A 25017-nucleotide genomic window follows, 5' to 3' on the forward strand; every position below is an offset into this window, starting at 1 on the left:
CTTTCGCGAAAGCGTAAATACAACAATATATGACAAAAATTAAAGTAGGAGTTATAGGGTTAGGCTATGTAGGTCTTCCATTAGCAAGGTTATTTGGAACAAAATACAATACGGTAGGTTTTGATATTAATCAAGAACGTATAGATGAGTTAAGGTCTGGTACTGATAGTACATTAGAAGTATCTGATGAAGTTCTTCAAAGCGTTTTGAAAACTGAAGTAAATGATGCCAATGGACTTTTTTGTAGCGCAGATAGTAAGGATATAGAAGATTGTAACTATTATGTAGTTACAGTACCTACGCCGGTAGATAAAAACAATAGACCAGTTCTCACGCCTCTTTATAAAAGTAGCGAGACTGTAGGTAAGGTGCTTAAAAAAGGTGACATTGTTATATATGAAAGCACAGTATATCCTGGAGTAACAGAGGATGAGTGTGTTCCTGTTTTAGAGCGCGTGAGCGGACTCAAATTTAATGAAGACTTTTATGTAGGCTACTCTCCAGAAAGAATCAATCCAGGAGATAAAGAGCATACTGTAGAAAAAATTCTTAAAGTTACTTCTGGAAGCACACCAGAAATAGGTAAGAAAGTAGATGATTTATATGCTTCTGTGATAACTGCAGGAACACATTTAGCACCTACGATAAAAGTGGCTGAGGCTGCAAAAGTTATTGAAAACTCACAACGTGATATAAACATTGCGTTTGTAAATGAGCTAGCTAAGATTTTTAATCTTATGGAAATCAATACACACGATGTACTTGAAGCTGCTGGAACAAAATGGAATTTCCTTCCATTTAAGCCAGGTTTAGTAGGGGGGCACTGTATAGGTGTAGATCCTTACTATCTCGCTCAGAAAGCGCAAGAGCTAGGATATCATCCAGAAATTATTCTTGCTGGTAGAAGGCTTAATGATAGTATGGGAGCTTATGTAGCTGCAGAGGTTGTGAAGCTTATGCTTAAAAATGATATAAAAGTAAAAGGTGCTTCTTTATTATTATTAGGTATAACTTTTAAAGAAAACTGCCCGGATGTTAGAAATACGAAGGTTGTTGATGTTGTAAAACATTTAGAAGATTTTGGTGTTAACGTTACTATTTATGACCCTTGGGTAAATGCAGATGAAGTTGAGCACGAGTATGGTCTTAAAGCACTAACAGAATTACCTAACCAAAAGTTTGATGCAATTGTACAGGCAGTTTCTCACAAAGAATTTGGTGAATTAAATTTAGGAGCTCTTAAAAATAATAAATCTGTAGTATATGATGTTAAAGGAGTTTTAGGGTCTAAAGCAGATGGTAAGCTGTAATGAACATTCTTATTACAGGAGGAGCAGGTTTTATAGGTTCTCACGTGGTGAGACTTTTTCTAGAAATTTTTCCAGAGAGTCATATTTACAATCTTGATGCGCTTACCTATGCAGGTAACTTAGAGAACCTAGCAGATGTAGAAGCGTCTAGTAATTATACATTTATAAAAGGGGACATCAATGATGCCCCTTTTTTGATGACCTTATTTTCCAAATATCAATTTGACAAGGTAATACACCTAGCGGCAGAGTCTCACGTAGATAGAAGTATTAAAAACCCTCTAGCTTTTGTGCAGACTAACATTATTGGTACATTAAACTTGCTCAATGCAGCTAAAGAAATATGGAAAAGGAATTTTGACAATAAGCTTTTCTACCATATAAGTACAGACGAGGTGTATGGTACACTTGGTGAGACGGGCTTGTTTACAGAGACTACCTCATACGCCCCAAACTCACCCTATGCTTCGTCTAAGGCAAGCTCAGATCATTTTGTTAGAGCTTATGGTGAGACCTATGGTTTGCCATATATTATTAGTAATTGCTCTAACAATTATGGACCTAATCAATTTCCAGAAAAACTCATTCCTCTATTTATAAATAATATTATTTTAAACAAGGCGCTTCCTGTTTACGGTGATGGAAATTATACAAGAGATTGGCTATTTGTAAAAGATCACGCAAGAGCTATAGCACGTATATTTAAAGAAGGAAAACTTGGCGAGACCTACAATATAGGCGGGGTCAATGAATGGAAAAATATTGATCTCGTAAAGTTATTATGCGACAAGATGGATGAGAAGCTTTCGCGAAAGCGTAATACCTCTCAATCTCTTATTACCTTTATAAAAGACAGACCAGGTCACGACAAGCGATATGCTATAGATGCCTCAAAAATTGAAAAAGAACTGGGGTGGAAACCATCTGTTACTTTTGAGGAAGGGCTAGAACTCACAATAGATTGGTATCTTGCCAATAGTTCTTGGCTAGAGAATGTCACTTCTGGAGCATATCAAGAATATTACAATAAAATGTATACTTAATGAAAGGTATTGTACTTGCTGGAGGATCTGGAACTAGACTGTCACCACTTACCATTGCTGTAAGTAAGCAGTTATTGCCGGTGTATGATAAGCCTATGATATATTACCCTATATCAGTGCTTATGCTTGCTGGTATACGTGAGATTCTTATTATCACAACGCCAGAAGACAGTCATTTATTTAAAAGGCTATTAGGTGATGGATCAGTACTTGGATGCTCTTTTTCTTATGAGGTGCAAGAACAACCAAATGGACTTGCAGAAGCATTTATTATAGGAGAATCCTTTATTGGGAAAGATAAAGTAGCTCTTGTACTAGGTGATAATATCTTTTATGGTAATGGTCTAAGTAAATTATTACAAAGCAAAGTAACAGTAGATGGAGGTGCCATATTTGCATATCCCGTGCGTGACCCTGAGCGTTTTGGAGTTGTCGCTTTTGATAAGGATATGAATGTCACGAGTATCGAAGAAAAACCAGAGAGTCCACAATCTAATTACGCTGTACCAGGTATTTATTTTTATGATAATGATGTAGTTGCTATTGCAAAAGAAATTAAGCCTTCTCATAGAGGAGAGCTTGAGATTACAGCAATAAATCAAGAATATTTACTTCGTAAAAAGCTTACTGTAGGAGTTATGAGTAGAGGGATGTCTTGGTTTGATACAGGCACGGTAGATGCGCTAGATGATGCGACAGAATTTATAAGAGTATTACAACGTAATCAAAGCACAATGATAGCTTGTCTTGAGGAGATTGCTTACAAGATGAATTGGATATCATACGAAGCTCTTAAGGCAAGTGCATCAAGATATGGTAAAGGTGCATATGCACAGTACATAAATACACTCTAGTGGAATTTCAAAAAACAGCATTCAAAGATTTAATTATATGCACTCCAAAGGTGTTTGAAGATGATCGAGGTTATTTTTATGAATCCTTTAATGCAAAATCATTTCAAAGCTTTGCAGGATTTGAGCCAGAGTTTGTTCAAGATAATCAGTCGCAGTCTACATATGGTGTCTTGCGTGGGCTTCATTTTCAAATAGGGGAGTTTGCACAATCTAAGCTCGTACGGGTTGTAGAAGGTGAGGTACTTGATGTAGTTGTTGATTTAAGAAAAAACGAACCTACCTATAAGAAAGCTTACAGCATACGTCTCAGTGCAGAAAATAAAAAACAACTTTTCGTTCCAAAAGGGATGGCGCACGGTTTTATAACACTAAGCGATACCGCAACGTTTATTTATAAATGCGATAACTACTATAACAAAGAGAGCGAGCGTGGTCTGGCATATAACGATCCATCATTGCAAATCGATTGGTTATTAGATAAGCAGGATATCATCCTTTCAGAAAAAGATAAGGAAAATACGATGCTTGCAGATTTACCTTCTAACCTATTTTAAATGAGTACGCTTTCGCGAAATATACGATTACTTATTACAGGTGGTGGTGGTCAGCTTGCTCAAGCCATAAAGGAGGAAGAAGCTACTTTTGAGAATGTTACGAGTTTACATTTGTCAAAATCTGAGTTAGACATCACATCAACATCTTCTATTAAAAAAGCGCTTGATTTACATCAACCAGATGTTATAATAAACACAGCCGCATACACCGCTGTAGATGCTGCCGAAGATAATAAAGAGAAAGCTTTCCTAGTAAATGAAATAGGAGTAAAGAATCTAGCTCAAGCTTGTAAGGATAATGGAATAAAACTCATTCACATCTCTACAGATTACGTCTTTGACGGAGTAAAACCAGAAGAATATGCAGAGGAAGATATTCCAAATCCTACAACGGTTTACGGCAAGTCTAAACTTGCTGGCGAGCAGGCCATAATTGCTTCAGGGCTTCTTGACTATGCTATTATAAGAACCTCCTGGGTGTACAGTGTTTACGGGCGTAATTTTGTGAAGACAATGTTACGATTAGGTAATGAGAAAGATGAGATTTCGGTTGTAAACGATCAATATGGGTCTCCTACCTTGGCAAATAATCTAGCTTCTATTATTTTACAGTTGTCAAACGTGCTTACTACACATAATGCAGGCGTATATCATTATACAAATGAGGGTGTCACTACGTGGTACGCTTTCGCGAAAGCGGTATTCAGCTATAAGAAAATGAGTGTAAACGTTTTGCCTGTGTCCAGTGACCGCTTTGTAACAAAGGCCACGCGCCCAAAAAATAGTAAATTAGAAAGTTCTAAAATCATCAACCTTTTAGGGATTGAAAATGTGCCTTGGGAAGAAAGTCTTGAGAAAATGCTCGTTAGATTATGATAAGTGATGAATTTAAAGGTATCGCTGTCAAAGCTGCGCTTCAAGCTGGTGACGTAATAAGAGAGGTGTATGCGACCGCATTTGATAGCGTTCTTAAAAGTGATGATTCACCCCTTACAGTTGCAGACACTCGTTCCCACGAGGTAATCTGTAAGGAGCTGAGCGCTACAAACATTCCTATTTTAAGTGAAGAAGCCGCCGAAATCCCTTATGAAGAAAGAAGTACTTGGGATATCTTTTGGCTCGTAGATCCACTAGACGGCACCAAAGAGTTTATAAATCGCAATGGAGAATTTACTGTAAACATTGCATTGATAGTAGGAGCTAGGCCAGTTTTTGGTATTATCTATATCCCTGTGTCTGATACACTATATCTAGGTGGAAGCTCACTAGGCAAAAGCTATAAAATTTCAAATCCTATAATAGAGATGGGGTGGAATCAAGTAGTGGATGATAAGCATATAATTTTTACAAATAAGCTAAAATCACAAAAAGAGATACGAGTCGTGACAAGTCGCTCTCACCTCAATGAGCAAACAGTAGCGTATATAGAGGATTTAAAAAAAAATACCACTTCGGTAAGCTTACTTCCTGCTGGTAGTGCGCTTAAATTCTGTCTACTTGCAGAAGGAAATGCAGATAGATACCCTAGATTTGCTCCTTGTATGGAGTGGGATACGGCTGCTGGTGATGCTATATGTGAGACCGCTGGAATTACTGTTTTTATTGCAGGAACAACGGAGAAATTAACATATAATAAGAAGTCCTTATTTAGCCCTAACTTTGAAGCTTATTAATACTGTTTATGAAAATTCTTGTTACAGGTGGCGCTGGTTTTATTGGGTATCATCTTTGTGAGCAATTGCTCAAGGAAGGACATACTGTAGTGGCTCTTGATAATATTAACGATTATTACGACCCTAATCTCAAGTATGATAGATTATCGCAATTAGGTATATCAAAAGCAGAAGCATCAGTCTGGAATTTGACAGTGGCAAGCCACAAGCATAAATCACTGCAATTTGTGCGTATGAATCTTGAGGATAGGGAAGCGTTGCCTGAGCTTTTTAAAAAAGAGTCTTTCGACCTCGTATGTAATCTTGCGGCTCAAGCGGGTGTGAGATATTCTATTGAAAATCCAGAGGTATATATAGATACAAATGTTGTAGGCTTTTTAAATATCTTAGAATGCTGTCGTAATAACGATATAAAAAAACTTGTTTATGCGAGTAGCTCTAGTGTATACGGCAATAGTCTAGATGTTCCATTTACAGAAAAACAGTATGTAGACGAGCCCATAAGTATCTATGCCGCTACAAAAAAATCTAATGAGTTGATGGCGCATACCTATGCACATCTATTCGGTATAAATGCTGTTGGTTTACGTTTTTTTACAGTGTACGGTCCTTGGGGAAGACCAGATATGGCAATGTTTTTATTTACAGATGCGATAATAAATAATAAACCTATTAAGGTTTTTAACGAGGGTGATCTCTCACGTGATTTTACATATATATCAGATATTATTGCCGGTGTTACGGCTGTAATTCAGAATGAAGTACAACCCGGAAACACAATTTTAAACATAGGTAATAGCAAGCCTGTAAAGCTATTAGACTTTATAGAAGCCTTAGAGCTGGAGCTTGGCAAAAAAGCAAAAAAAGAAATGCTTCCTATGCAAGATGGTGATGTAAACCAGACTTGGGCAAGTGTAGAGGCTATGCGTAAACATTATAACTATCAGCCATCTGTAAGTGTAGAAGATGGGATAGCGGCCTTTGTAAAATGGTATAAAAGCTATTATAAGGATTAGTACGCTTTCGCGAAAGCGTAAGATTCCCCTGTCATTAGTATGCAAACTGCTATATTTGCGATTTGCCAATAATTTGAAAAATATGAGCATAAAAAACATTTGTTGCATTGGAGCAGGCTATGTAGGAGGACCTACAATGTCTGTAATTGCGTTAAAATGTCCAGATATAAAAGTTTCCGTAGTTGACCTCAATGAGAAGCGCATCGCCGCTTGGAATGATGATGATGTAAGTAACCTACCCATTTATGAACCAGGCCTAGCTGAAGTTGTAAAAGAAGCTAGAGGGAGAAATCTATTTTTTTCTACAGAAGTAGATAAGGCGATAGATGAAGCAGAGCTTATTTTTATATCTGTAAACACGCCTACAAAAACGTATGGAGTAGGTAAAGGGATGGCAGCAGATCTAAAGTACATAGAATTATGTGCTCGCCAGATTGCACGAGTAGCGACTACAGATAAAATTGTAGTAGAAAAATCTACGTTACCTGTACGTACTGCCGAGGCGTTGCAGAATATACTTCACAATACGGGTAAAGGTGTACGCTTTGATATTTTATCAAACCCAGAGTTTCTAGCCGAGGGTACTGCTGTTCAAGATTTACTTAATGCAGATCGTGTACTTATAGGGGGAGAAAATACTCCTGATGGTCAAAAGGCCACCGAAGCTCTTGCAAACATTTATTCAAATTGGATTCCAGAAGAGCGCATCTTAAGAACGAGTGTTTGGTCTTCAGAGCTGTCTAAACTCACAGCAAACGCCTTTCTTGCGCAACGCGTTTCTTCTATTAACGCGATGTCTGAGCTTTGTGAAGTTACTGGAGCAGATGTTCAAGAAGTTGCCAGAGCAATTGGTACAGACTCAAGGATAGGCCCAAAGTTTTTAAAGGCTTCCGTTGGTTTTGGCGGATCTTGTTTTCAAAAAGATATCTTAAACCTTGTTTATATTGCAAAGTCATATGGACTTAATGAGGTGGCAGATTATTGGGAGCAGGTTATTATTATGAATGACCACCAAAAAAGACGATTTGCAGAAAAGATAGTAAAGACGCTTTTTAACACCGTTTCGGGTAAGAAGATTACATTATTAGGTTGGGCATTTAAAAAGGATACTAATGACACTCGCGAGTCTGCAGCGATATATGTGGCAGATTATTTACTCAATGAACAAGCAGAGGTAGTGATATATGACCCAAAGGTTTCTGAGGAACAGATTCTAGCAGATCTCGATTATTTAAACACGCGTTCTGAAGCTGAAAATAGAGCTTTGGTTACAGTAGTTAACGACCCTATGGAAGCCTGTTATAATGCGCACGCCATTGCTATTATGACAGAATGGGATGAGTTTGTTAATTATGACTGGAAAACTATCTATGATAATATGTATAAACCCGCTTTTATTTTTGATGGAAGGGGACTGCTCGACACTCAAAAAATTGTGAATATAGGTTTTGAATGTTACACAATAGGCAAAGGTTAGTTTTAAACTTTGAATGAAGTGTATAACAGTTAAATGCTTAGAATTTTAGCCAATCTTTTAATTAGTAGATGCGATACAGAAAAACTATATTTGCAACTTAAACAAAGCTTAGAAAAATAATTTTTATCGATGTCAAAAACAACTTATTTTGCCCACGAAACGGCAGTTATAGATGATAATTGTTCCATTGGTGATGGAAGTAAAATTTGGCATTTTTCACATATTATGACAAATTCTACACTAGGAGAGAATTGTAACGTAGGACAAAACGTTGTTATTTCGCCAGATGTAATATTAGGTAGTAACGTGAAAGTTCAAAATAATGTCTCAATATATACAGGGGTCATTTGTGAGGATAATGTTTTTTTAGGGCCATCGATGGTTTTTACAAATGTCATAAATCCTAGAAGTGCAGTAAACCGTAAATCTGAGTATGCACGAACCATTGTTAGGGAAGGAGCATCAATTGGGGCAAATGCAACAATTGTTTGTGGTAATGATATCGGTAAGTTTGCATTTATAGGAGCTGGAGCGGTAGTTACAAAAGAGATTCCTGACTATGCATTGGTAGTAGGTAATCCCGCAAAACAACTTGGCTGGGTAAGTGAATATGGTCATAGACTGACATTTGATAACAATAATATAGCTATCTGTCCTGAGACTAGTCAGCAGTATAGTCTAAATGATAATAAAGTTAAACGCATAGCATAAATTTTATGAAGAATTTCGCATTAATAGGGGCTGCAGGATACATTGCACCAAGGCATATGAAGGCCATTAAGGAAACTGGTAATGATTTAATTGCAGGCTTAGATAATTTTGATAGTGTAGGGGTTATAGATAGTTATTTTCCAAATGCCGATTTTTTTGTTGAGTTTGAGCGTTTTGATCGTCATATCTCTAAGCTTAAGTACGATAAAAATATAAACTTAGATTATGTAAGTATTTGTACACCGAATTATTTACACGATGCTCATATTCGTTTTGCGTTAAGACAGGGAGCAGATGCCATATGTGAGAAGCCTCTTGTTTTAAATCCTTGGAGTGTAGAATCATTAAAAAATATACAAAAAGAGACAGGTAAAAAAATATATAATATTCTTCAGCTTCGTGTACATCATAGTATAATAGATCTTAAGAAAAAAATAGATGACGGGCCCAAAGATAAAATTTATGATGTAGACCTTACTTATTTAACTTCAAGAGGTAACTGGTACTATACATCTTGGAAAGGTGATGAGTCAAAATCTGGCGGTATAGCAACAAATATCGGTGTACATTTCTTTGATATGTTATCTTGGATTTTTGGGGGTGTAAAACAAAATATCACGCATATCTATGAGCACGATAGAGCTTCTGGTTATCTAGAACTTGAGCGTGCAAGAGTAAGGTGGTTTTTGTCTATAAATGATGAAGTCTTACCAAAGGAGGTTGTAGAGAAAGGACAGAGAACATATAGATCTATTACCATCGAGGGGGAAGAATTAGAGTTTAGTGGAGGCTTTACAGATTTGCATACTACCAGTTACAAAGAGATATTAAATGGTAACGGTTATGGTATAGAAGATGCTGCGCAAGCCATAGATATTGTTTACGACATTCGTAATTCTGATGCAATAGGTCTCAAAGGAGAATATCACCCTTTTGCAAAAAAAGCACTGGCTATACACCCATTTAGAAAAAAATAAATAATGAAAGTCGTTACAATTATAGGAGCTAGACCTCAATTTATTAAATCTGGAGCGGTTAGTAGATCTTTTATAGAGTACAATCAAACCAATCCAAAAGAATCTATAAGTGAGGTTATAGTACATACCGGACAGCATTACGACAGCAATATGAGTGATGTCTTTTTTGAGCAAATGAATATTCCAAAGCCTGCATATCAGCTCGATATAAATGGACTTGGACACGGAGCTATGACGGGACAAATGCTAGAGGAAATAGAAAAAGTATTACTTATAGAAAAACCAGATTGGGTGATGGTGTATGGTGATACTAACTCAACACTTGCTGGAGCTCTAGCTGCATCAAAACTGCATATTAAATTAGCTCATATAGAAGCAGGGTTACGTTCTTTTAATATGCGTATGCCAGAAGAGGTTAATCGTATTCTGACAGATAGAGTAAGTAGTGTGCTTTTTTGCCCCACAGATTCGGCAATAAGTAATCTAGAAAAAGAAGGGTATAATGATCTTGATATCGCTATTGTAAAGAACGGTGATGTGATGATGGATGCAAGTCTTATGTTTTCCGCTTTCGCGAAAGCACCACAAGAAGAAATTCCATCTAACTTTATACTTACAACTGTTCATAGGGCAGAAAACACTGATGACCCTGAAAGATTAAAGAATATTTTTAAAGCACTAAACACCATATCTCAAGAGACTCCTGTAGTCTTACCATTGCACCCTAGAACTAAAAGTTTTATAGAAAAATATGATATACAATTAGGAAGTAATCTACACTGTATAGACCCTGTGGGTTATGTTGAAATGTTGTATTTACTAAAAAACTGCTCTCTTGTACTAACAGATAGTGGAGGTTTACAAAAAGAAGCATATTTTTTTAAGAAATACTGCCTAACCTTACGTGATGAAACCGAGTGGGTTGAATTGATAGATAATGGTTTTAACAAGCTTGTAGGAGCCGATTTTGAAACTATTATGGCTGCCTTTAAAAATGCTCATTCTCAATCACCAGATTTTTCGTTAGATCTATATGGTAATGGAGAGGCTAGTAAAAAAATTATAGAAGGTTTACTTAAGCATAAATGAATAATTAAATCAAAATGTAATTGATTTAGATTTATAAATTTTGACGAATAACATATTACGATATATGACAATAATTAAGAATTTACGTTCTCTTTGTGTTTTTTGTTTTATTATATTACTAACAACAAATTCTTACAGCCAGACCGTAGAAGATATAAACGCTATGCCGTCACAAGATGTGCAAAGCTTAGTTTCCAAAGCCAAGGCTAGCGGATATACTCCAGAGCAGCTTAGGGCGCTTGCAGCCTCAAAAGGGTTGTCACCAGAACAGGTAAACGCACTTGCAGGTAAAATGCAAGGTGCGCAAGATGTAAGTCAGAACGTTCAAGACAATCTAACTATCGATAATAGTTCATCTGTAGTAACAAATGAGACAAATTTAAGAGTACCGAAAAAGTCTACCTTATTTGGATACGATTTTTTTAATAACCCAAACATTAGCTTTCAACCTAATTTAAATCTTGCAACTCCTGTAAATTATCAGTTAGGGCCTGGTGATGGACTTGTAGTGAGTTTATGGGGTGCTGCCGAAAATACTTTTGATCTAGAGGTTAATAGAAATGGAAGTGTAAAAATTCCAAATATAGGTCAAGTATTAGTAAGTGGCCTAACTATGGATGAGGCAAGCTCTAAAATTAAAAGTAAGTTACTTAACGTATATAGAGGTATCTCTGCACCAGCTAGTAGTCCTTATAAAATTTTTACAGATATTTCTTTATCTAGTGTGAGAACAGTCCAGGTTAATATAATAGGAGAGGTGGCAGTACCTGGTACATATTCTTTAAGCGCATTGTCTACAGTTCTCAATGCATTATATGCAGCTGGAGGCCCTACAGATCAAGGTACTTTTAGAGAAATAAAGCTTGTGCGTAATGGTGTTGAACTTCCGTACTTTGATATTTATAATTATTTAGTAAATGGAAGTCAAACTGGAAATGCTACATTGAGGGATCAAGATGTTATTATTGTCAAACCATATATATCTAAAGTAAATGTTAGTGGGATGGTAAAACGTCCAGGAGTCTATGAGATGAAGACAAATGAAACTTTTGGAGACCTTCTTAAGTACGTAAGTGGTTTTACATCAAATGCTTTTAAGGATGTAATAAAATTAGAACGTATAGAAGGTGATAGAAGAGTTTTAAAAGAATTGAATATCGGAGATTTTAGAAATGCTAGCTTGCGTGATGGTGATGCAATTGTAGTCAATGAAATTATTGATAAGGTAGAAAATAGAGTCTCGATAAATGGAGCTGTTTATAGGCCTGGTGATTATGAGTTTACGCCTAATATGTCATTAAAGCAACTTATAGATAAAGCGAGTGGAGTTTTGGAAACGGCATATTTAGATAGGGTTGTGATAACAAGTAATCCAGAAGGAAAAAATAGTACTTCATCATCATACTCACTTGAAGACGTAATTGACGGTAGTGTAGATATAACATTAATGGTTAATGATGTCGTAAGTGTTTTTGATAAGTATAATTTAAAAGAGCAAGGCACACTCACTATAGGTGGAGCAGTAAAGAATCCACAAACTATGTCTTACATAGATGGAGTAGGACTAGAAGAACTAGTTCTTCTAGCTGGTGGTTATGAAAAAGATGCAGACCCTAGAGTAATAGATGTTACAAGAGAGATTATTGATGATGATTATAAAACAATTAATCAAACTTTTAAAATATCTGGCAATACGAATCTAGATATGAATACAAATACGCCTTTTGTATTTATGCCTAATGATAAGATTACTGTAAGATACCTTAAAGGTTCTGGAGATCAAATAAGTATTTCAGTAGTGGGTGAGGTGATGTTTCCTGGAGCGTATGATGTAACTTATAGAAACGAACGTATCCTTGATCTGATAGAGAAGGCAGGAGGTTTATCTCCTTATGCTTTTAAGCAAGGAGTAAGCCTTGTGAGAAGAAATCCATATTACAAGGAAGTTATACAACAATTAACATCAGATAGAATTAATGACAGTACGTCAACAAAAAACGTAAATATTGATTTAAATAATCTTGAGGAGTACCGTGTTGCTATAGATTTTAATAAATTACTTAAAGAAGGAGCAGAATCTCGACAAAATATGGTCTTAAAGGATGGTGATAGAATTATTATCCCTACCATAAAGGAGACTATTAAGATAGAAGGGGAGGTGTTGCTTCCATCACTAGTGAGATATGATAAAAGACTAAGATTTAAAGATTACATAAGCAAATCTGGAGGTTTTAATAATAAAGCTAAGAAAAGAAAATCTTATGTGATTTATCCTAATGGTGATATAGCAGCGACCAAGAGTTTTCTGTTTTTTAAGACATATCCAACGATTCAACCAGGTTCATTAGTGGTAGTACCATCAAAAGCTGAGCGTACAGGAGGTATTAGTACCGAAGAGGTGTTAGGTGTAACTACAGGATTTGCAACAGTAGCACTTTTAATAGAAAGATTATTTTCAAACTAATATGGAAGAAAGAATTGATCACTCAAATGAGAATGATTACAAAATCATCCTTGGCTTAGTTAAAGGTTTTCTGCAAACTAAGAAATTTATCTTTGTATCTATTTTAATATTTGTTCTATTAGGTATTGTGGTGGTATTGTTTACCCCAAAAACTTATAGCTCGAGGGTGTTATTTATTACCCAAGACTCTAGTAGTGCGCAATCTAGTGGCCTTGGGGGTATAGCTTCCCTAATTAGTGGAGGATCTATTAAGTCTTCAAGTTCTAGTGATATACCAACATTTTTGTATCCACAAATAATAAATAGTTGGGAATTTAGAAAACAACTTTTTGATATTCCAATTAAACTTAAAAATGAAGATTCTTTAATAACTTTCGAAGAATATGTTATAAATAAAGAGGGTTTATCCTTAAGTGAGTATATTGTAAAATATACGATAGGGTTACCTAAACTAATCTTTAGTGATGACTCTTCTCCAAAAAGAGTTGTTAATAAATTAGATTCACTAGAGTATATATCTAGTAATGATAAAAGAGTACTTAAATCACTAAAGAATAAGCTTTCTTTTAGTATAAGTGAAGAGGATGGTACGCTAGAAATAAAAACTATTTTTGAGGAAGAACCGGTTGCAGCTGCACAGCTTGCCCAACAAGTTCAAGTTCGTTTACAGAAAGAAATTATACGATATAGAATAGCCAAAGCTAGAGAGAAATATAATTTTATAGAAGTCCAATATGAAGATACTAAGCAAAAATATAAAGATGCTCAGATAAGACTAGCGAGCTACACAGACCGCAATAGATTTAATGCTACAGAGTCATCTCTTATAAGGAAAAGACAGCTCGAAAATGAGGCTACTTTACTCTACACTTTATATTCAGATCTTGAACAACAAAGAATTTCTCAAAGCCTAAAAATAAAAGAGGACACTCCCAATTTCACATTAATTAATCCGGCCGTAGTTCCTCTACAACCGGAAAATGGTAATATGTTAACTAAAATTATTCTATTTGCTATTATAGGATTTATGTTTGCAGTATTTAGGTATGTGTTTATTGTATCAAAAAAATATATAAGGAGTCTGTGGACTGAAGTTTAATTTTAATACCTTTTATAGAATAACCTTAATTTATTTTGAATTTGTACAAGAAAGTTATTTCAATATTGGAGAAATATAAGGGTGGAACAACAGTTAAATCATTTCACATTGCGATATCACAGAGTTTTGTAGCCTTCCTTTTTATTGCAATTGATTTTATTTTTTCGAAAAAACTCGAAGTGAGTGATTTTGGATTATGGAAAGAAGTTTTTTTTCTACTCAATTTAGGTATTCCATTAGTATCATTTGGTTTTGCAGAAAGTTATAAATTTTTCATTGCTAAAGACATAGTTAATGTCCAGTATTATCTAAATAATGTAGTACTTATTTTCTTCCGAATAGGTATTATTCTATTTGGGACACTGTGTGTTTTCAATCTCTTTCATTTTTTTAAATTAGTAAATCTTGGGAGTTATTATCTCTACTCTATTTTTTTTCCATTACCACTTCTAGCATATCTTTTTAATAAAATTCTTCGATATACTTATATAAATATTAATCAAGAGGAAAAGTTAACAATGTTATCTATTTTCGGAGCATTGAGTAGTTTGTGTATTATATTTTTGGGCTGGTATATCTTAGATTTAAAACCCGAATATTATATTGGAGTTGCTATACTCACTTATTTTTCTGTGTTTTTTTTTCCTAGTTTATTTTACTTCTATAATTCTGGTTTAACATTTAAGGTTTTATCAATTGATAAAGGTATTTTAAAAAAGTTATGGGTTTATGGTTTTCCACTGTACTTGGCTACATTTACAGGCCTCTTTAGTGCATATCTAGATAAGGGCATAGTTAATATTTTTGAAGATGATAGCACATTTGCAATTTTTGCTGTGGGTGCTTTTGAGATACCAATATTTGCAATGCTTAGTGCGGCATTTTCGCAGCAGATATTTCCAAAAATGGTTAGATTAATTGAGTCCAATAAAGAATCTGAGGCAAAACTCTTGTGGCTACTAACTACAAAAAAGGTTTCTTTTCTAACCTATCCTTTTATATTAATAGTAATGTTTTTTGCTGATGATATTATTTTCTTTGTTTATAGTAAAGACTACACTGCATCAGTAACATTATTTAAAACATATTTATTGGTTTTACTTTTTAGAAATAATAACTATGGTATTTTATTAACTGCAAAAGGTCAAACTAAATTGATTACAAAAATTAGTTTATTGGTCTTATTTTTAAATTTAATAGTTTCTATCGGCTTATATTACTTCTTAGGTATTAGGGGAGTTGTTTTTGGTACTCTATTTTCTACCACCATAATGTGGATCATCTATTTAGTTAAAGAAGATATGTTAATGCGATATTTGCAGATAGTCACTTTTAACAAAATTATATTTGTATTACAAATATTAATTATAATAGCTTATTTGAGATGATGAAACTTGTTAAGATGTTTGCGTTTATTCCATTCGTAAATAGACTAATTGAAAGAAAGTATTATGCAACAGGTATAGGAACTTATCTTCTAAATTCATTTGTTAAGGTTATTCTGCGTATTAATGCGCCTAGTCCATTTCTATTACATTTTACTTCTAGGGTCAATAATGCATCTAATATTGAATTAACGGGTAATAATCTTAAGAGTGTCTATTTAAGTCTCGCAACTTCAGGCGGGTGTTACTATCAGGCAATAAACGGTATTGAATTTGGCGAGGGAACCATATGGGCATATAATTGTAGTTTTATTAGCGCAAATCATTCAAGTGATGATTTAACTAAACATAGTTTAAGTAAGCCAATTATTATAGGTAAAAATGTGTGGTTCGGTAGTAATTGTGTAGTGCTTCCAGAAGTTAATATAGGAGATAATTCCATAATTGGTGCTGGTGCTATTGTTACTAAAAATATACCTAGTAATTCAATCGCAGTAGGAAACCCAGCTAAAGTTATAGCATATATTTGTTCTAAATGCGAAAAAAAGTATAAGGTAAATAGTAATTGTAGTTGTAGCTCTTAATTAATTTGAAATAATCTTGTTTGTTATTGTTAAATGAAAAATAAAAACTCATTATTAAACATCCCTATATTTTTCATTTATCCTTTTGTGTCTTTTTTGATTGCAATACGAAATTTGAAATCTAGAACAAATGGGGTAGTATTTATTGCATTCTGTACCTTATTTGGGTTTTCCTTTGCATTTTCAAATGACTCAGCAGATTCTTATCGAGTAGCACTAGTTTTTAATGAGTTTAATTATCAGTCTATTTATGATATATATCAGTTGTATTTATTAGGTGGAGCCCCAGATCTTTATAGATTTCTAACTTATGCATTTTTAAAGTCTTTTACTGACAATCCTAAGATACTTTTTGCGAGTTTTGGTTTAGTTTTTGGTTTTTTTTGGTATTTTTCTATTCGTGTTTTTAAAAAAGAACAAGCTAATTATTCTGGGTTCTACGCATCTTTATTATTCTTTTTATTTATAATAATCAATCCAATAACTAATATTAATGGTGCTCGTTTTAATACTGCTATTTGGGTATTCTTTTATGGAGTTATTAATGTCGTGCTTTATAATAAGAATAGATATTTATTATTAGTTCTGTGCGCACCTTTGGTCCATTTTTCTTTCTTATTTGGTGTTATAGTTATTCTATTATACGTAGTGATTAAAAAATTCACCTACAGTAATACTGGTGTAAATAACATATTATATTATTCTTTTATTGTCAGTTTCATCGCTTCTTGGGTATTGGAATCTAATATTATAAGTTTAGACTTTATAGGGTCTTTTGTGCCTTCAGATAGTATATCAAATAAAATAGGCACATATAATAGCTCCGAAGTAGCTGATATTTATAAAGAGAGAGCTTCAAGTTCTCCGTTTTTAATGGTTTCTAATTTCTTTCAGAATCTTATAAAAATAGCCTTTTTTACCATACTTGTTTATTTGAAGCGTCAATTACAAAAGAATAGTGTTAAAGACTTAGTGATAAATAAGATGTTGGCTTTTGTATTCTTTTATTTCATTTTTTCATTCATTATTGCAACTATGCCCTCTGGTGGAAGATTTCTTATGGTAGGTTATTTATTTGCTTTGATTGTAATTTTAATGATTCTGAGAGAATATGAAAATTATTTAAATAGTAGATTTGTATTGTTATTAATCCCTGCCTATTCATTCACGTTCTTTTTTAATGTTATTTTTCTAAGCATTTCGATAACAAGTCATACTATATGGTATGGTAACTTCTTTTGGTTACTCTATGAAGGCTGGGACTATAAGTTTATATATTTATAAGTTTTTGATTTAATATAATTACTGAAACTGCTTTTAGGCTCTAATTACACTTTTTAATAATGAAAAACATACTCATCATAAGTTACATATACCCACCATATAATGCCCCAGCAGCTAGAAGACCTTATAGCTGGGCAAAATATCTGGATAAGAGTAAGTATAAGGTAACTGTATTAACGTGTAGTAACCCAGATAGTTCACTTGGTATGGATAGGTCTATGAATGTAGATCTTCCTAATGTAACATTGGTGAAAGTTAAAAGTTCTCTAAAAAGTAATATAAGCAAGGATTTACGTGATTCTAATACAATACATAATAGTAGTGGATTAAAGACAAAGGTTAAGGGTTACGTAGTAAAAGTAGGATCGTATTTCTTGATACCAGATAAGGCAATATTTTGGTATTCTAATGTTAAGAAATATTTAAGTGCAAATGCTGGATTATTAGAAAATATGGATGTGGTAATAACTACATCTCCTGCTATGACTAATCATCTTATAGGTATGTTTGTAAAAGAAAATTTTCCTAAAATAAAATTAATTGGTGATTTACGTGATTACCATTATATCGGTGGACATCAATTACACTCACCTTGGCCACTTTCTTTATTGCATAAAAGATTTGAAAATAAAATTCTTAATAAAGCCGATAAGGTTACTTTTATTTCAAATGCAATGCGTGATATTTATGCAAAACATTATCAAAAGAATGCCGAAAAATTTTCTGTGATTTACAATGGGTTTGATGCTGATGACTTTAACGTTGAGACAAATGCAGTAACGAGTAACTCAGAGAAAATAAGGATATTTTATGCGGGTAGCTTTTATGGTGGTATTAGGTCACCGAAGGGGCTTTTACAATTATTAGATTGGGCAATAGAGGAGGGACTGATGTCTCTAGATGATGTTGAAGTTGTGATTGCTGGTAATTTTGAAAAATCATTACAAGATGAAATGGCAAGTTTTAAATCGTATGCAGTAGTAGATTATATAGGTAAAATACCGCGCAATGAAGTCTTAAAACAATACCAACAGTCTACCATACTGTGGTTAATAGTAGGGGAGAAGCTCTCACATTATACTGGGGTTCCTTTAAAGTTTTATGAGTACCTAGCAGCAAATAAATACATTATTAATTTTGCGCCAAATGCTTCAGAGCCATCAGCACTTATTAATCAATTTAACTTAGGAGCTAATTTTGATATAAATAATGACTCTAAAAAAGCTCAAATGAAAAAATGGGAGGCAATTTTAACTGAATGGAAGAAGAATCAATTAGAGATTTCTTCACAAGAAGATGTTTTAACTATATTTAATAGAAAGAATCAAACTAAAAAGTTAGAATCAATATTAGAGTCTTTAGATTAATTGTGATACAATTTTTACTAATTATAAATCATTATAATGATTGACAAAATATATAAGCTTAGTCCTTATTTTATAAAGGTTATTTTACTCAATTTAAAAGCCTTTTTAAATACGCGTACAAGATATACCAATGACTATTACAGTTATTTAGATGAGTATAATAAGCTATGGAATTCTGATGTTGATGTAGTAAAAAGATACCAGAAGGAAAGATTAACGCAGCTTTTATTAGAAGTTATTGAATATGTACCATTATACAGAGATAGATTTCAAAAAATCAACATTACTACAGAAGATATTTTAAAAGACCCATACACTGTATTAAAACGTCTACCACTACTTTCAAAAAAAGATAGAAAGATTAAAGTTGAGGAACTTATAAATAGTAATCCAAAACGAAAATTAATTGAAGTGGGCTATACGAGTGGTACGTCAGGGTCGCCTACAGTAAATTATTTAGATAGTGAATCTGTTGAAAGAGCTTTTGCTTTATGGACAAGATTTCAAAATAGTATAGGTATAAAAAAAGAAGATAAAAGTATTAGATTTTCAGGAAGGATTATTGTTAAACCATCCAGTATTAAACCACCATTTTGGGTTACTAATTATGTTCAAAATCAGTTGTTTATGTCTACTTATCATTTGACTGAAGATAACATAGTTCACTATGTTAAAAAAATGAATAAGTTTAAGCCTGCCTATATGGATGGTTATCCATCAGCTTTTTATATCATAGCTAAATTTATTGATGATAATGATCTAAATGTAAATTTTGAGTTAAAGGGAATTACAACAACAGCAGAAACGCTTCACGACTATCAAAGAATTTTGATTGAAAAAGTTTTTAAATGTAAAGTATTTAATCAATATGCCTCTAGCGAAGGCAGTCCGTTTATTACTGAATGTATAAATGGAAATCTACACGTAAATCAAGATTCAGGTGTATTTGAATTTTTAAATAAGAATAATGAACCTGCTGGTCCCAACGAGATAGGTAGAATGGTAGTAACTAGTTTTAGAAACTACAAAACTCCATTAATTCGTTATGACATTCTAGATACAGTCTTAATGCCGTCAGAAAATTATTTTTGTGATTGTGGATGCAGTATGCCGGTTATAGAGAAAATAATAGGTAGAGAAGATGACTTACTATGGACAAGTGAGAAGGGTTACATTGGTAGAATGGACACCGCTTATAAAGGACTAGTAGGAATTAATAAAAGCCAAATTATACAAGTGGATCATAATGAATTTCTTGTAAAAAATGTTGTTAATGATGATTATACAGATGCCGTTGAGAGAAAATTTATTCTAAATCTAGAAGAACGCCTTGGAAAAAAAGCCAATGTTAAAATGGAATATTTAGATGATATCCCTCTTGGAAAAAATGGTAAATTCAACGCGGTTATAAGAAAGTGCAAATTACCAATTGAAATATGATGATTAAATTATATTATGGATTAACTACTCTTTTATCCAGATTTAAGTGTATTGTTAAAGGTGTTAAATTGGGGAATGGCGTCCTTTTTAAAGGGTTGCCATCAATTATTAAAAAGACGTCTGCAATAATTGAGGTTGGAAATAATACTTTATTAAACTCTAGTAATTACGGATACCATATAAATATGCATTCATCTTGTAAGTTACTTGCTGATAGGAATGATGCTAAAATTAGCATTGGTTCAAATTGTAGAATTCACGGCACTTGTATACACGCTTATAATTCAATTACAATTGGCAATAATGTATTAATTGCTGCAAACACTCAAATTATCGATGGTAATGGACATCAATTATCATTTAATAATACAGCGGATAGGATTCACACAACAGATATGGGTAAACCTATAATTATTGAGAACAATGTCTGGATTGGTGCAAACTGTTTTATTCTAGGAGGAGTTACTATTGGAGAAGGTGCAGTTATTTCGGCAAATAGTGTCGTACATAAAGATATTAAAAGAAATACCATTGTAGGAGGTAATCCAGCTAAGCTTATTAAAGATGCAAATTAATTATTATGGATTTATTGTCAAAAATTAATATATTCAAGAGATAAGATGTCCATAACAAAACTTATTAGAATTACCACCGTTCCCATTTCTTTAGATAAGCTTCTAGAGGGGCAACTTGCTTTTATGAAGGAGCACTACGAGGTTACAGCTGTTTCATCACAAGAGGAAGAGCTTAAAAGAGTAGCAAGCAAGCAAGGTGTACCTTATTTTTTTCTTCCTTTAACCAGAAAGATCACGCCTATACAAGATCTCAAAGCGGTATATAGGCTTTATAAATTTTTAAAAAAGGAAAAACCAGAGATAGTACATACACATACACCTAAGGCTGGTATTGTAGGTATGCTTGCAGCAAGGCTTGCCGGCGTGCCCTTGCGATTACATACAGTAGCGGGTCTCCCTTTACTTGAGGCAACCGGTGCAAAGAGAAAAATACTAGACGTAGTTGAAAAGCTTACTTACCGTTGTGCCACAAAAGTGTACCCTAATGCACAAGGTTTAAAAACCATTATTGAAGCGTTAAATTTTACAAAGAATACTAAGCTCAAAGTGATAGGGAAAGGCTCTTCAAATGGTATTGATACTACGTACTTCTCCCCAGATTATGAATCAAGTGATATGGTAGATGTAGCAAAGAAGCTTCACATATCGCAGAGTGATTTTACATTTATACTGGTAGGTAGACTTGTAGGAGATAAGGGGGTAAATGAATTGGTAAAAGCATTTGTTACCGTTCAAGAGAAACACCCAGAGACCTCACTTCTCCTTGTTGGCCCTTTAGAAGAAGAGCTAGACCCGCTTATGCCTTCTACACAACAAACAATTAAAACGCATAGTAAGATTTATACAACTGGCTATGTGGATGATGTGAGGCCTTATTTTGCTTTCGCGAAAGCGTTAACTTTTCCATCATATAGAGAAGGTTTTCCTAATGTCGTATTACAAGCAGGAGCAATGGGGTTACCGTCTATAGTGTCTGATATAAATGGGTGTAATGAGATTATAGTAAACAATCATAATGGATTAATTGTTCCAGTAAAGAGTAGTAGCGCTCTAGAAGTAGCAATGTGTAAACTTATAGAAGATAAGGTACTTTATGATCGTACTAAGGCAAATGCAAGAAGCGTCATTACAGATAGTTATGAGAGAAAGGAAATATGGCAAGCATTGCTAGAAGAGTACAGAGAACTATTAAACAGCTTAAAGACCAAAAAAAAATAATATATGTGGTATAAAAATTTTCTCAAACCACTTATTGACATAAGTTGTGCTTTTATAGGTTTGATAGTCATTGCCCCCGTTTTTTTATTAATCACGTTGCTATTAACAATAGCAAATGGCGGAAAACCCTTTTACACACAATTAAGAACGGGTAAGAACGATATGATTTTTAGAATCATAAAGTTTAGATCTATGAATAATAAACGTGATACATCTGGTAATTTATTACCAGATGCTGTAAGGCTTACCCCAGTGGGTAAGTTTATAAGAAAAACATCACTAGATGAACTCCCACAACTTTTAAATGTACTTAAAGGTGATATGAGTTTTATAGGGCCGCGCCCTTTACTGCCAGAGTATGTTGAGCTTTATTCTCCAGAACAACGTAAGCGAGGGCTTGTTAAACCAGGCATATCTGGGTGGGCTCAAGTAAATGGGCGTAATGCAATAAGCTGGGAAAGAAAATTTGAGCTAGACGTCTGGTATGTAAATAATCAAAATTTTTTACTTGATATAAAAATTTTATTAATGACTATTAAAAAGGTCTTTATTTCTGAAGGGATATCGCAAGAGGGAGAAGCTACAACGACTAGATTTAAAGGATAATGAAAATTTTTGGAGCAAGTGGTCACGGTAAAGTAGTAAATGCCATCGCAACTGATAATGGTATTGTTGTAGAGGGATTTATAGACGATAATTATCAAAAAGATACTTATTTAGGGTTACCTATATGTAAGATTCAAGATTTTGATGAAATTATCATTGGTATAGGAGATAATAGTATTCGAAAGAAACTTGCAGATAAATATAAAAATCAGTGGCACAAAGCTATAATACATAGCAGGGCGATTGTCTCTTTACAAGATGAGATTGGGTTTGGAACTGTTATAATGCCTAATGCTGTGGTTAATGAATCCATTTCAATAGGTAATCATTGCATTATTAATACGAGTGCTGTTGTGGAGCACGATTGTATTATCAAAGACTTCGTACATATCTCTCCTAACGCTACTTTAAGTGGCGGCGTAAGCGTAGATGTAGGAACACATATAGGTGCTGGAGCAGTAGTTATACCCGGTATAAAAATAGGTAGATGGTGTACTATTGGAGCTGGCGCAGTTATTATAAAAGATGTTCCAGATTATGCTGTTGTGGTGGGCAATCCTGGTCGCATAATAAAATTTAAAGAAATTGATTAAATCTATTTTTGATTTTTTATTTGCTACTGTGATAATTTTTGGTCTTATACCATTTTGGATTATTATGATTATTGCCCCAACTTTTACAATTTTTAAACAAACTAGAATTGGTCAATTTGGCAACCCATTCACCATCTACAAGGTAAGAACAATGCATAATGGTAAAGTTACCAGAATAGGAAAATTTCTTAGAAGATTTAAAATAGATGAGCTTCCGCAGCTTATCAATATCATAAAGGGTGATATGTCTTTTGTAGGCCCTAGACCAGATATACCTGGGTATTATGATAAACTTAAAGGTACAGATAGGGAAGTTCTTAAACTTAAACCTGGGTTAACTAGTCTAGCGGCTATTAAATATGTAAATGAAGAATCTTTACTTAAAAGACAAAAAGATGCTCAGCACTACAACGACACTATAATCTTTCCAGATAAAGTACAAATGAATCTCGATTATTGTAATAAAAAGAGTCTATGGTATGATCTTTATATCATAGGTCTCACCCTAAAGGGTATATTTGTAAAAAATAAATTATCTATATAAATAATGTCAAGTTCAAATAAAATCTGGCTTTCATCTCCTCATATGGGAGGTACTGAGCGCAACTTTGTAGCAGAAGCTTTTGATACAAACTGGGTCGCTCCACTTGGACCTAATGTTAATGGTTTTGAAAGTGACCTTGAATTATATCAAGGGCAGGATACTCACGTTGCTGCCTTAAGCTCTGGAACTGCGGCTATTCACCTTGCATTAATACAGTGTGGTGTTGAGGCAGGAGACGAGGTGGTCTGCCAGTCATTTACCTTTTGTGGTAGTATTAACCCTATAAAATATTTAGGTGCAAAGCCTGTACTGGTCGACAGTGAGTCTACTACCTGGAATATGTGCCCTATTCATCTAGAAGAAGCCATACAAGATAGAATCAAGCAAGGTAAAAAACCTAAGGTAATTATTGCTGTACATCTATATGGTATGCCTTATCAGGTTGATTTAATAAATGAAGTTGCTAGCAAATATGATATCCCTGTAGTTGAAGATAGTGCAGAGGCTTTGGGGTCTACCTACAAAGGCCAAAAGTGTGGTACATTTGGTCGTTTTGGGATATTATCATTTAACGGCAACAAGATTATCACAACAAGTGGTGGTGGGGCAATGGTTTGTCATTCCCAAGAAGATAAGAAACAAACCGTTTTTCTTGCAACGCAAGCACGTGATGACGCTCCCCATTATGAACATACAACCATAGGATACAATTACAGACTAAGTAATATTTCAGCCGGAGTAGGAAGAGGTCAAATGGAAGTGCTCGATAAGCATATAGGTCTACGTAGAGCTATGAATTCTTTTTACGTTAATGCATTTCGGGATATTGATGGTGTTACTGTTTTTCAAGAACCATCAGAAGATTATTATAGCAATCACTGGCTAAGTGCTATATTAATTGATACAAATAAAACAAACGGGATAAGTAGAGAGGACTTACGTCACGCTTTCGCGAAAGCAAATATAGAGTCAAGACCGCTATGGAAACCTATGCACTTGCAGCCTATTTTTAAAGATGCTCCTTATTATGGTACGGGTGTTGCAGAAGAACTATTTGAGACGGGATTATGTCTTCCTTCTGGATCAAATTTGACAAATGACGATAGAGAACGAATTCAAAAAGTTATATTTGAATTATTCAACAACAAATAACG

The 25017-nt window shown here is 34.0% G+C and carries 24 protein-coding genes; all 24 read left to right on the plus strand.

Annotation, left to right across the window (positions count from 1 at the left end; all coding sequences use genetic code 11):
* Positions 1 to 29 precede the first annotated feature (29 nt).
* A complete protein-coding gene (locus tag ACFO5T_RS13610) occupies positions 30 to 1310 on the plus strand; it encodes a nucleotide sugar dehydrogenase (protein WP_380035403.1) in 1281 nt (426 codons plus the stop codon).
* Positions 1310 to 2353, plus strand: coding sequence for a dTDP-glucose 4,6-dehydratase (gene rfbB, locus ACFO5T_RS13615; protein WP_380035406.1), 1044 nt, complete (start codon positions 1310 to 1312; stop codon positions 2351 to 2353). The genes ACFO5T_RS13610 and rfbB overlap by 1 nt, the downstream gene beginning before the upstream one ends.
* A complete protein-coding gene (gene rfbA / locus ACFO5T_RS13620; protein WP_021779181.1) occupies positions 2353 to 3207 on the plus strand; it encodes a glucose-1-phosphate thymidylyltransferase RfbA in 855 nt (284 codons plus the stop codon). The genes rfbB and rfbA overlap by 1 nt, the downstream gene beginning before the upstream one ends.
* Positions 3207 to 3761 carry a dTDP-4-dehydrorhamnose 3,5-epimerase gene (gene rfbC / locus ACFO5T_RS13625; RefSeq protein ID WP_380035410.1) on the plus strand — a complete coding sequence of 185 codons (555 nt, stop codon included), beginning with the start codon at positions 3207 to 3209 and terminating at the stop codon, positions 3759 to 3761. Before rfbA ends, rfbC begins: the two co-directional genes overlap by 1 nt.
* On the plus strand, positions 3762 to 4637 hold the full coding sequence (gene rfbD / locus ACFO5T_RS13630; RefSeq protein ID WP_380035413.1) for a dTDP-4-dehydrorhamnose reductase: 876 nt from the start codon (positions 3762 to 3764) through the stop codon (positions 4635 to 4637).
* A complete protein-coding gene (gene cysQ / locus ACFO5T_RS13635) occupies positions 4634 to 5434 on the plus strand; it encodes a 3'(2'),5'-bisphosphate nucleotidase CysQ (RefSeq protein WP_380035416.1) in 801 nt (266 codons plus the stop codon). The genes rfbD and cysQ overlap by 4 nt, the downstream gene beginning before the upstream one ends.
* Before the next feature lie 8 nt (positions 5435 to 5442).
* Complete coding sequence (locus ACFO5T_RS13640; protein ID WP_380035419.1) at positions 5443 to 6450, plus strand: NAD-dependent epimerase/dehydratase family protein; 1008 nt, start codon at positions 5443 to 5445, stop codon at positions 6448 to 6450.
* A gap of 82 nt (positions 6451 to 6532) precedes the next feature.
* Positions 6533 to 7927, plus strand: a complete 1395-nt coding sequence (locus tag ACFO5T_RS13645; protein WP_380035422.1) for a UDP-glucose 6-dehydrogenase — start codon at positions 6533 to 6535, stop codon at positions 7925 to 7927.
* 129 nt (positions 7928 to 8056) lie between these two features.
* Positions 8057 to 8638 carry an acyltransferase gene (locus ACFO5T_RS13650; RefSeq protein WP_380035425.1) on the plus strand — a complete coding sequence of 194 codons (582 nt, stop codon included), beginning with the start codon at positions 8057 to 8059 and terminating at the stop codon, positions 8636 to 8638.
* A 5-nt stretch (positions 8639 to 8643) separates the two neighbouring features.
* Complete coding sequence (locus ACFO5T_RS13655) at positions 8644 to 9615, plus strand: Gfo/Idh/MocA family oxidoreductase (RefSeq protein ID WP_380035428.1); 972 nt, start codon at positions 8644 to 8646, stop codon at positions 9613 to 9615.
* A gap of 3 nt (positions 9616 to 9618) precedes the next feature.
* Entirely contained in the window at positions 9619 to 10704 is a 1086-nt protein-coding gene (gene wecB / locus ACFO5T_RS13660; RefSeq protein WP_380035431.1) for a non-hydrolyzing UDP-N-acetylglucosamine 2-epimerase, read from the plus strand.
* Between the two features lie 163 nt (positions 10705 to 10867).
* Complete coding sequence (locus ACFO5T_RS13665; RefSeq protein WP_380035434.1) at positions 10868 to 13168, plus strand: SLBB domain-containing protein; 2301 nt, start codon at positions 10868 to 10870, stop codon at positions 13166 to 13168.
* 1 nt (position 13169) lies between these two features.
* On the plus strand, positions 13170 to 14267 hold the full coding sequence (locus tag ACFO5T_RS13670; protein ID WP_380035437.1) for a hypothetical protein: 1098 nt from the start codon (positions 13170 to 13172) through the stop codon (positions 14265 to 14267).
* A gap of 65 nt (positions 14268 to 14332) precedes the next feature.
* Positions 14333 to 15655: an MATE family efflux transporter gene (locus tag ACFO5T_RS13675; protein WP_380035440.1), complete on the plus strand. Its 1323-nt coding sequence runs from the start codon at positions 14333 to 14335 to the stop codon at positions 15653 to 15655.
* Positions 15652 to 16236 carry an acyltransferase gene (locus tag ACFO5T_RS13680; RefSeq protein ID WP_380035443.1) on the plus strand — a complete coding sequence of 195 codons (585 nt, stop codon included), beginning with the start codon at positions 15652 to 15654 and terminating at the stop codon, positions 16234 to 16236. Before ACFO5T_RS13675 ends, ACFO5T_RS13680 begins: the two co-directional genes overlap by 4 nt.
* 114 nt (positions 16237 to 16350) lie before the next feature.
* Complete coding sequence (locus tag ACFO5T_RS13685; protein WP_380035446.1) at positions 16351 to 17520, plus strand: EpsG family protein; 1170 nt, start codon at positions 16351 to 16353, stop codon at positions 17518 to 17520.
* 59 nt (positions 17521 to 17579) lie between these two features.
* Entirely contained in the window at positions 17580 to 18887 is a 1308-nt protein-coding gene (locus ACFO5T_RS13690; RefSeq protein WP_380035449.1) for a glycosyltransferase, read from the plus strand.
* Positions 18888 to 18923: 36 nt separating this feature from the next.
* On the plus strand, positions 18924 to 20327 hold the full coding sequence (locus ACFO5T_RS13695) for a phenylacetate--CoA ligase family protein (RefSeq protein WP_380035452.1): 1404 nt from the start codon (positions 18924 to 18926) through the stop codon (positions 20325 to 20327).
* Entirely contained in the window at positions 20324 to 20902 is a 579-nt protein-coding gene (locus ACFO5T_RS13700; protein WP_380035455.1) for an acyltransferase, read from the plus strand. Before ACFO5T_RS13695 ends, ACFO5T_RS13700 begins: the two co-directional genes overlap by 4 nt.
* Before the next feature lie 45 nt (positions 20903 to 20947).
* Positions 20948 to 22120, plus strand: a complete 1173-nt coding sequence (locus ACFO5T_RS13705; RefSeq protein ID WP_380035457.1) for a glycosyltransferase family 4 protein — start codon at positions 20948 to 20950, stop codon at positions 22118 to 22120.
* 3 nt (positions 22121 to 22123) lie between these two features.
* A complete protein-coding gene (locus tag ACFO5T_RS13710; protein ID WP_380035458.1) occupies positions 22124 to 22726 on the plus strand; it encodes a sugar transferase in 603 nt (200 codons plus the stop codon).
* Entirely contained in the window at positions 22726 to 23319 is a 594-nt protein-coding gene (locus tag ACFO5T_RS13715; RefSeq protein WP_380035461.1) for an acetyltransferase, read from the plus strand. Before ACFO5T_RS13710 ends, ACFO5T_RS13715 begins: the two co-directional genes overlap by 1 nt.
* Positions 23312 to 23863 carry a sugar transferase gene (locus ACFO5T_RS13720; protein ID WP_380035464.1) on the plus strand — a complete coding sequence of 184 codons (552 nt, stop codon included), beginning with the start codon at positions 23312 to 23314 and terminating at the stop codon, positions 23861 to 23863. The genes ACFO5T_RS13715 and ACFO5T_RS13720 overlap by 8 nt, the downstream gene beginning before the upstream one ends.
* A gap of 3 nt (positions 23864 to 23866) precedes the next feature.
* Positions 23867 to 25015, plus strand: coding sequence for a DegT/DnrJ/EryC1/StrS family aminotransferase (locus ACFO5T_RS13725; protein ID WP_380035467.1), 1149 nt, complete (start codon positions 23867 to 23869; stop codon positions 25013 to 25015).
* Positions 25016 to 25017 lie beyond the last annotated feature (2 nt).

It is taken from the genome of Dokdonia genika (genome assembly GCF_042652845.1).
In the GTDB taxonomy this organism is placed as follows: Bacteria; Bacteroidota; Bacteroidia; order Flavobacteriales; family Flavobacteriaceae; genus Dokdonia; species Dokdonia donghaensis.

Bases quoted from the DNA above. Each gene is read 5' to 3' on its own strand.
- ACFO5T_RS13610 (WP_380035403.1), top strand. From the start codon at position 30: ATGACAAAAATTAAAGTAGGAGTTATAGGGTTAGGCTATGTAGGTCTT.
- rfbB (WP_380035406.1), top strand. From the start codon at position 1,310: ATGAACATTCTTATTACAGGAGGAGCAGGTTTTATAGGTTCTCACGTG.
- rfbA (WP_021779181.1), top strand. From the start codon at position 2,353: ATGAAAGGTATTGTACTTGCTGGAGGATCTGGAACTAGACTGTCACCA.
- rfbD (WP_380035413.1), top strand. From the start codon at position 3,762: ATGAGTACGCTTTCGCGAAATATACGATTACTTATTACAGGTGGTGGT.
- cysQ (WP_380035416.1), top strand. From the start codon at position 4,634: ATGATAAGTGATGAATTTAAAGGTATCGCTGTCAAAGCTGCGCTTCAA.
- ACFO5T_RS13640 (WP_380035419.1), top strand. From the start codon at position 5,443: ATGAAAATTCTTGTTACAGGTGGCGCTGGTTTTATTGGGTATCATCTT.
- ACFO5T_RS13645 (WP_380035422.1), top strand. From the start codon at position 6,533: ATGAGCATAAAAAACATTTGTTGCATTGGAGCAGGCTATGTAGGAGGA.
- ACFO5T_RS13650 (WP_380035425.1), top strand. From the start codon at position 8,057: ATGTCAAAAACAACTTATTTTGCCCACGAAACGGCAGTTATAGATGAT.
- ACFO5T_RS13655 (WP_380035428.1), top strand. From the start codon at position 8,644: ATGAAGAATTTCGCATTAATAGGGGCTGCAGGATACATTGCACCAAGG.
- wecB (WP_380035431.1), top strand. From the start codon at position 9,619: ATGAAAGTCGTTACAATTATAGGAGCTAGACCTCAATTTATTAAATCT.
- ACFO5T_RS13665 (WP_380035434.1), top strand. From the start codon at position 10,868: ATGCCGTCACAAGATGTGCAAAGCTTAGTTTCCAAAGCCAAGGCTAGC.
- ACFO5T_RS13670 (WP_380035437.1), top strand. From the start codon at position 13,170: ATGGAAGAAAGAATTGATCACTCAAATGAGAATGATTACAAAATCATC.
- ACFO5T_RS13680 (WP_380035443.1), top strand. From the start codon at position 15,652: ATGATGAAACTTGTTAAGATGTTTGCGTTTATTCCATTCGTAAATAGA.
- ACFO5T_RS13690 (WP_380035449.1), top strand. From the start codon at position 17,580: ATGAAAAACATACTCATCATAAGTTACATATACCCACCATATAATGCC.
- ACFO5T_RS13695 (WP_380035452.1), top strand. From the start codon at position 18,924: ATGATTGACAAAATATATAAGCTTAGTCCTTATTTTATAAAGGTTATT.
- ACFO5T_RS13700 (WP_380035455.1), top strand. From the start codon at position 20,324: ATGATGATTAAATTATATTATGGATTAACTACTCTTTTATCCAGATTT.
- ACFO5T_RS13705 (WP_380035457.1), top strand. From the start codon at position 20,948: ATGTCCATAACAAAACTTATTAGAATTACCACCGTTCCCATTTCTTTA.
- ACFO5T_RS13710 (WP_380035458.1), top strand. From the start codon at position 22,124: ATGTGGTATAAAAATTTTCTCAAACCACTTATTGACATAAGTTGTGCT.
- ACFO5T_RS13715 (WP_380035461.1), top strand. From the start codon at position 22,726: ATGAAAATTTTTGGAGCAAGTGGTCACGGTAAAGTAGTAAATGCCATC.
- ACFO5T_RS13725 (WP_380035467.1), top strand. From the start codon at position 23,867: ATGTCAAGTTCAAATAAAATCTGGCTTTCATCTCCTCATATGGGAGGT.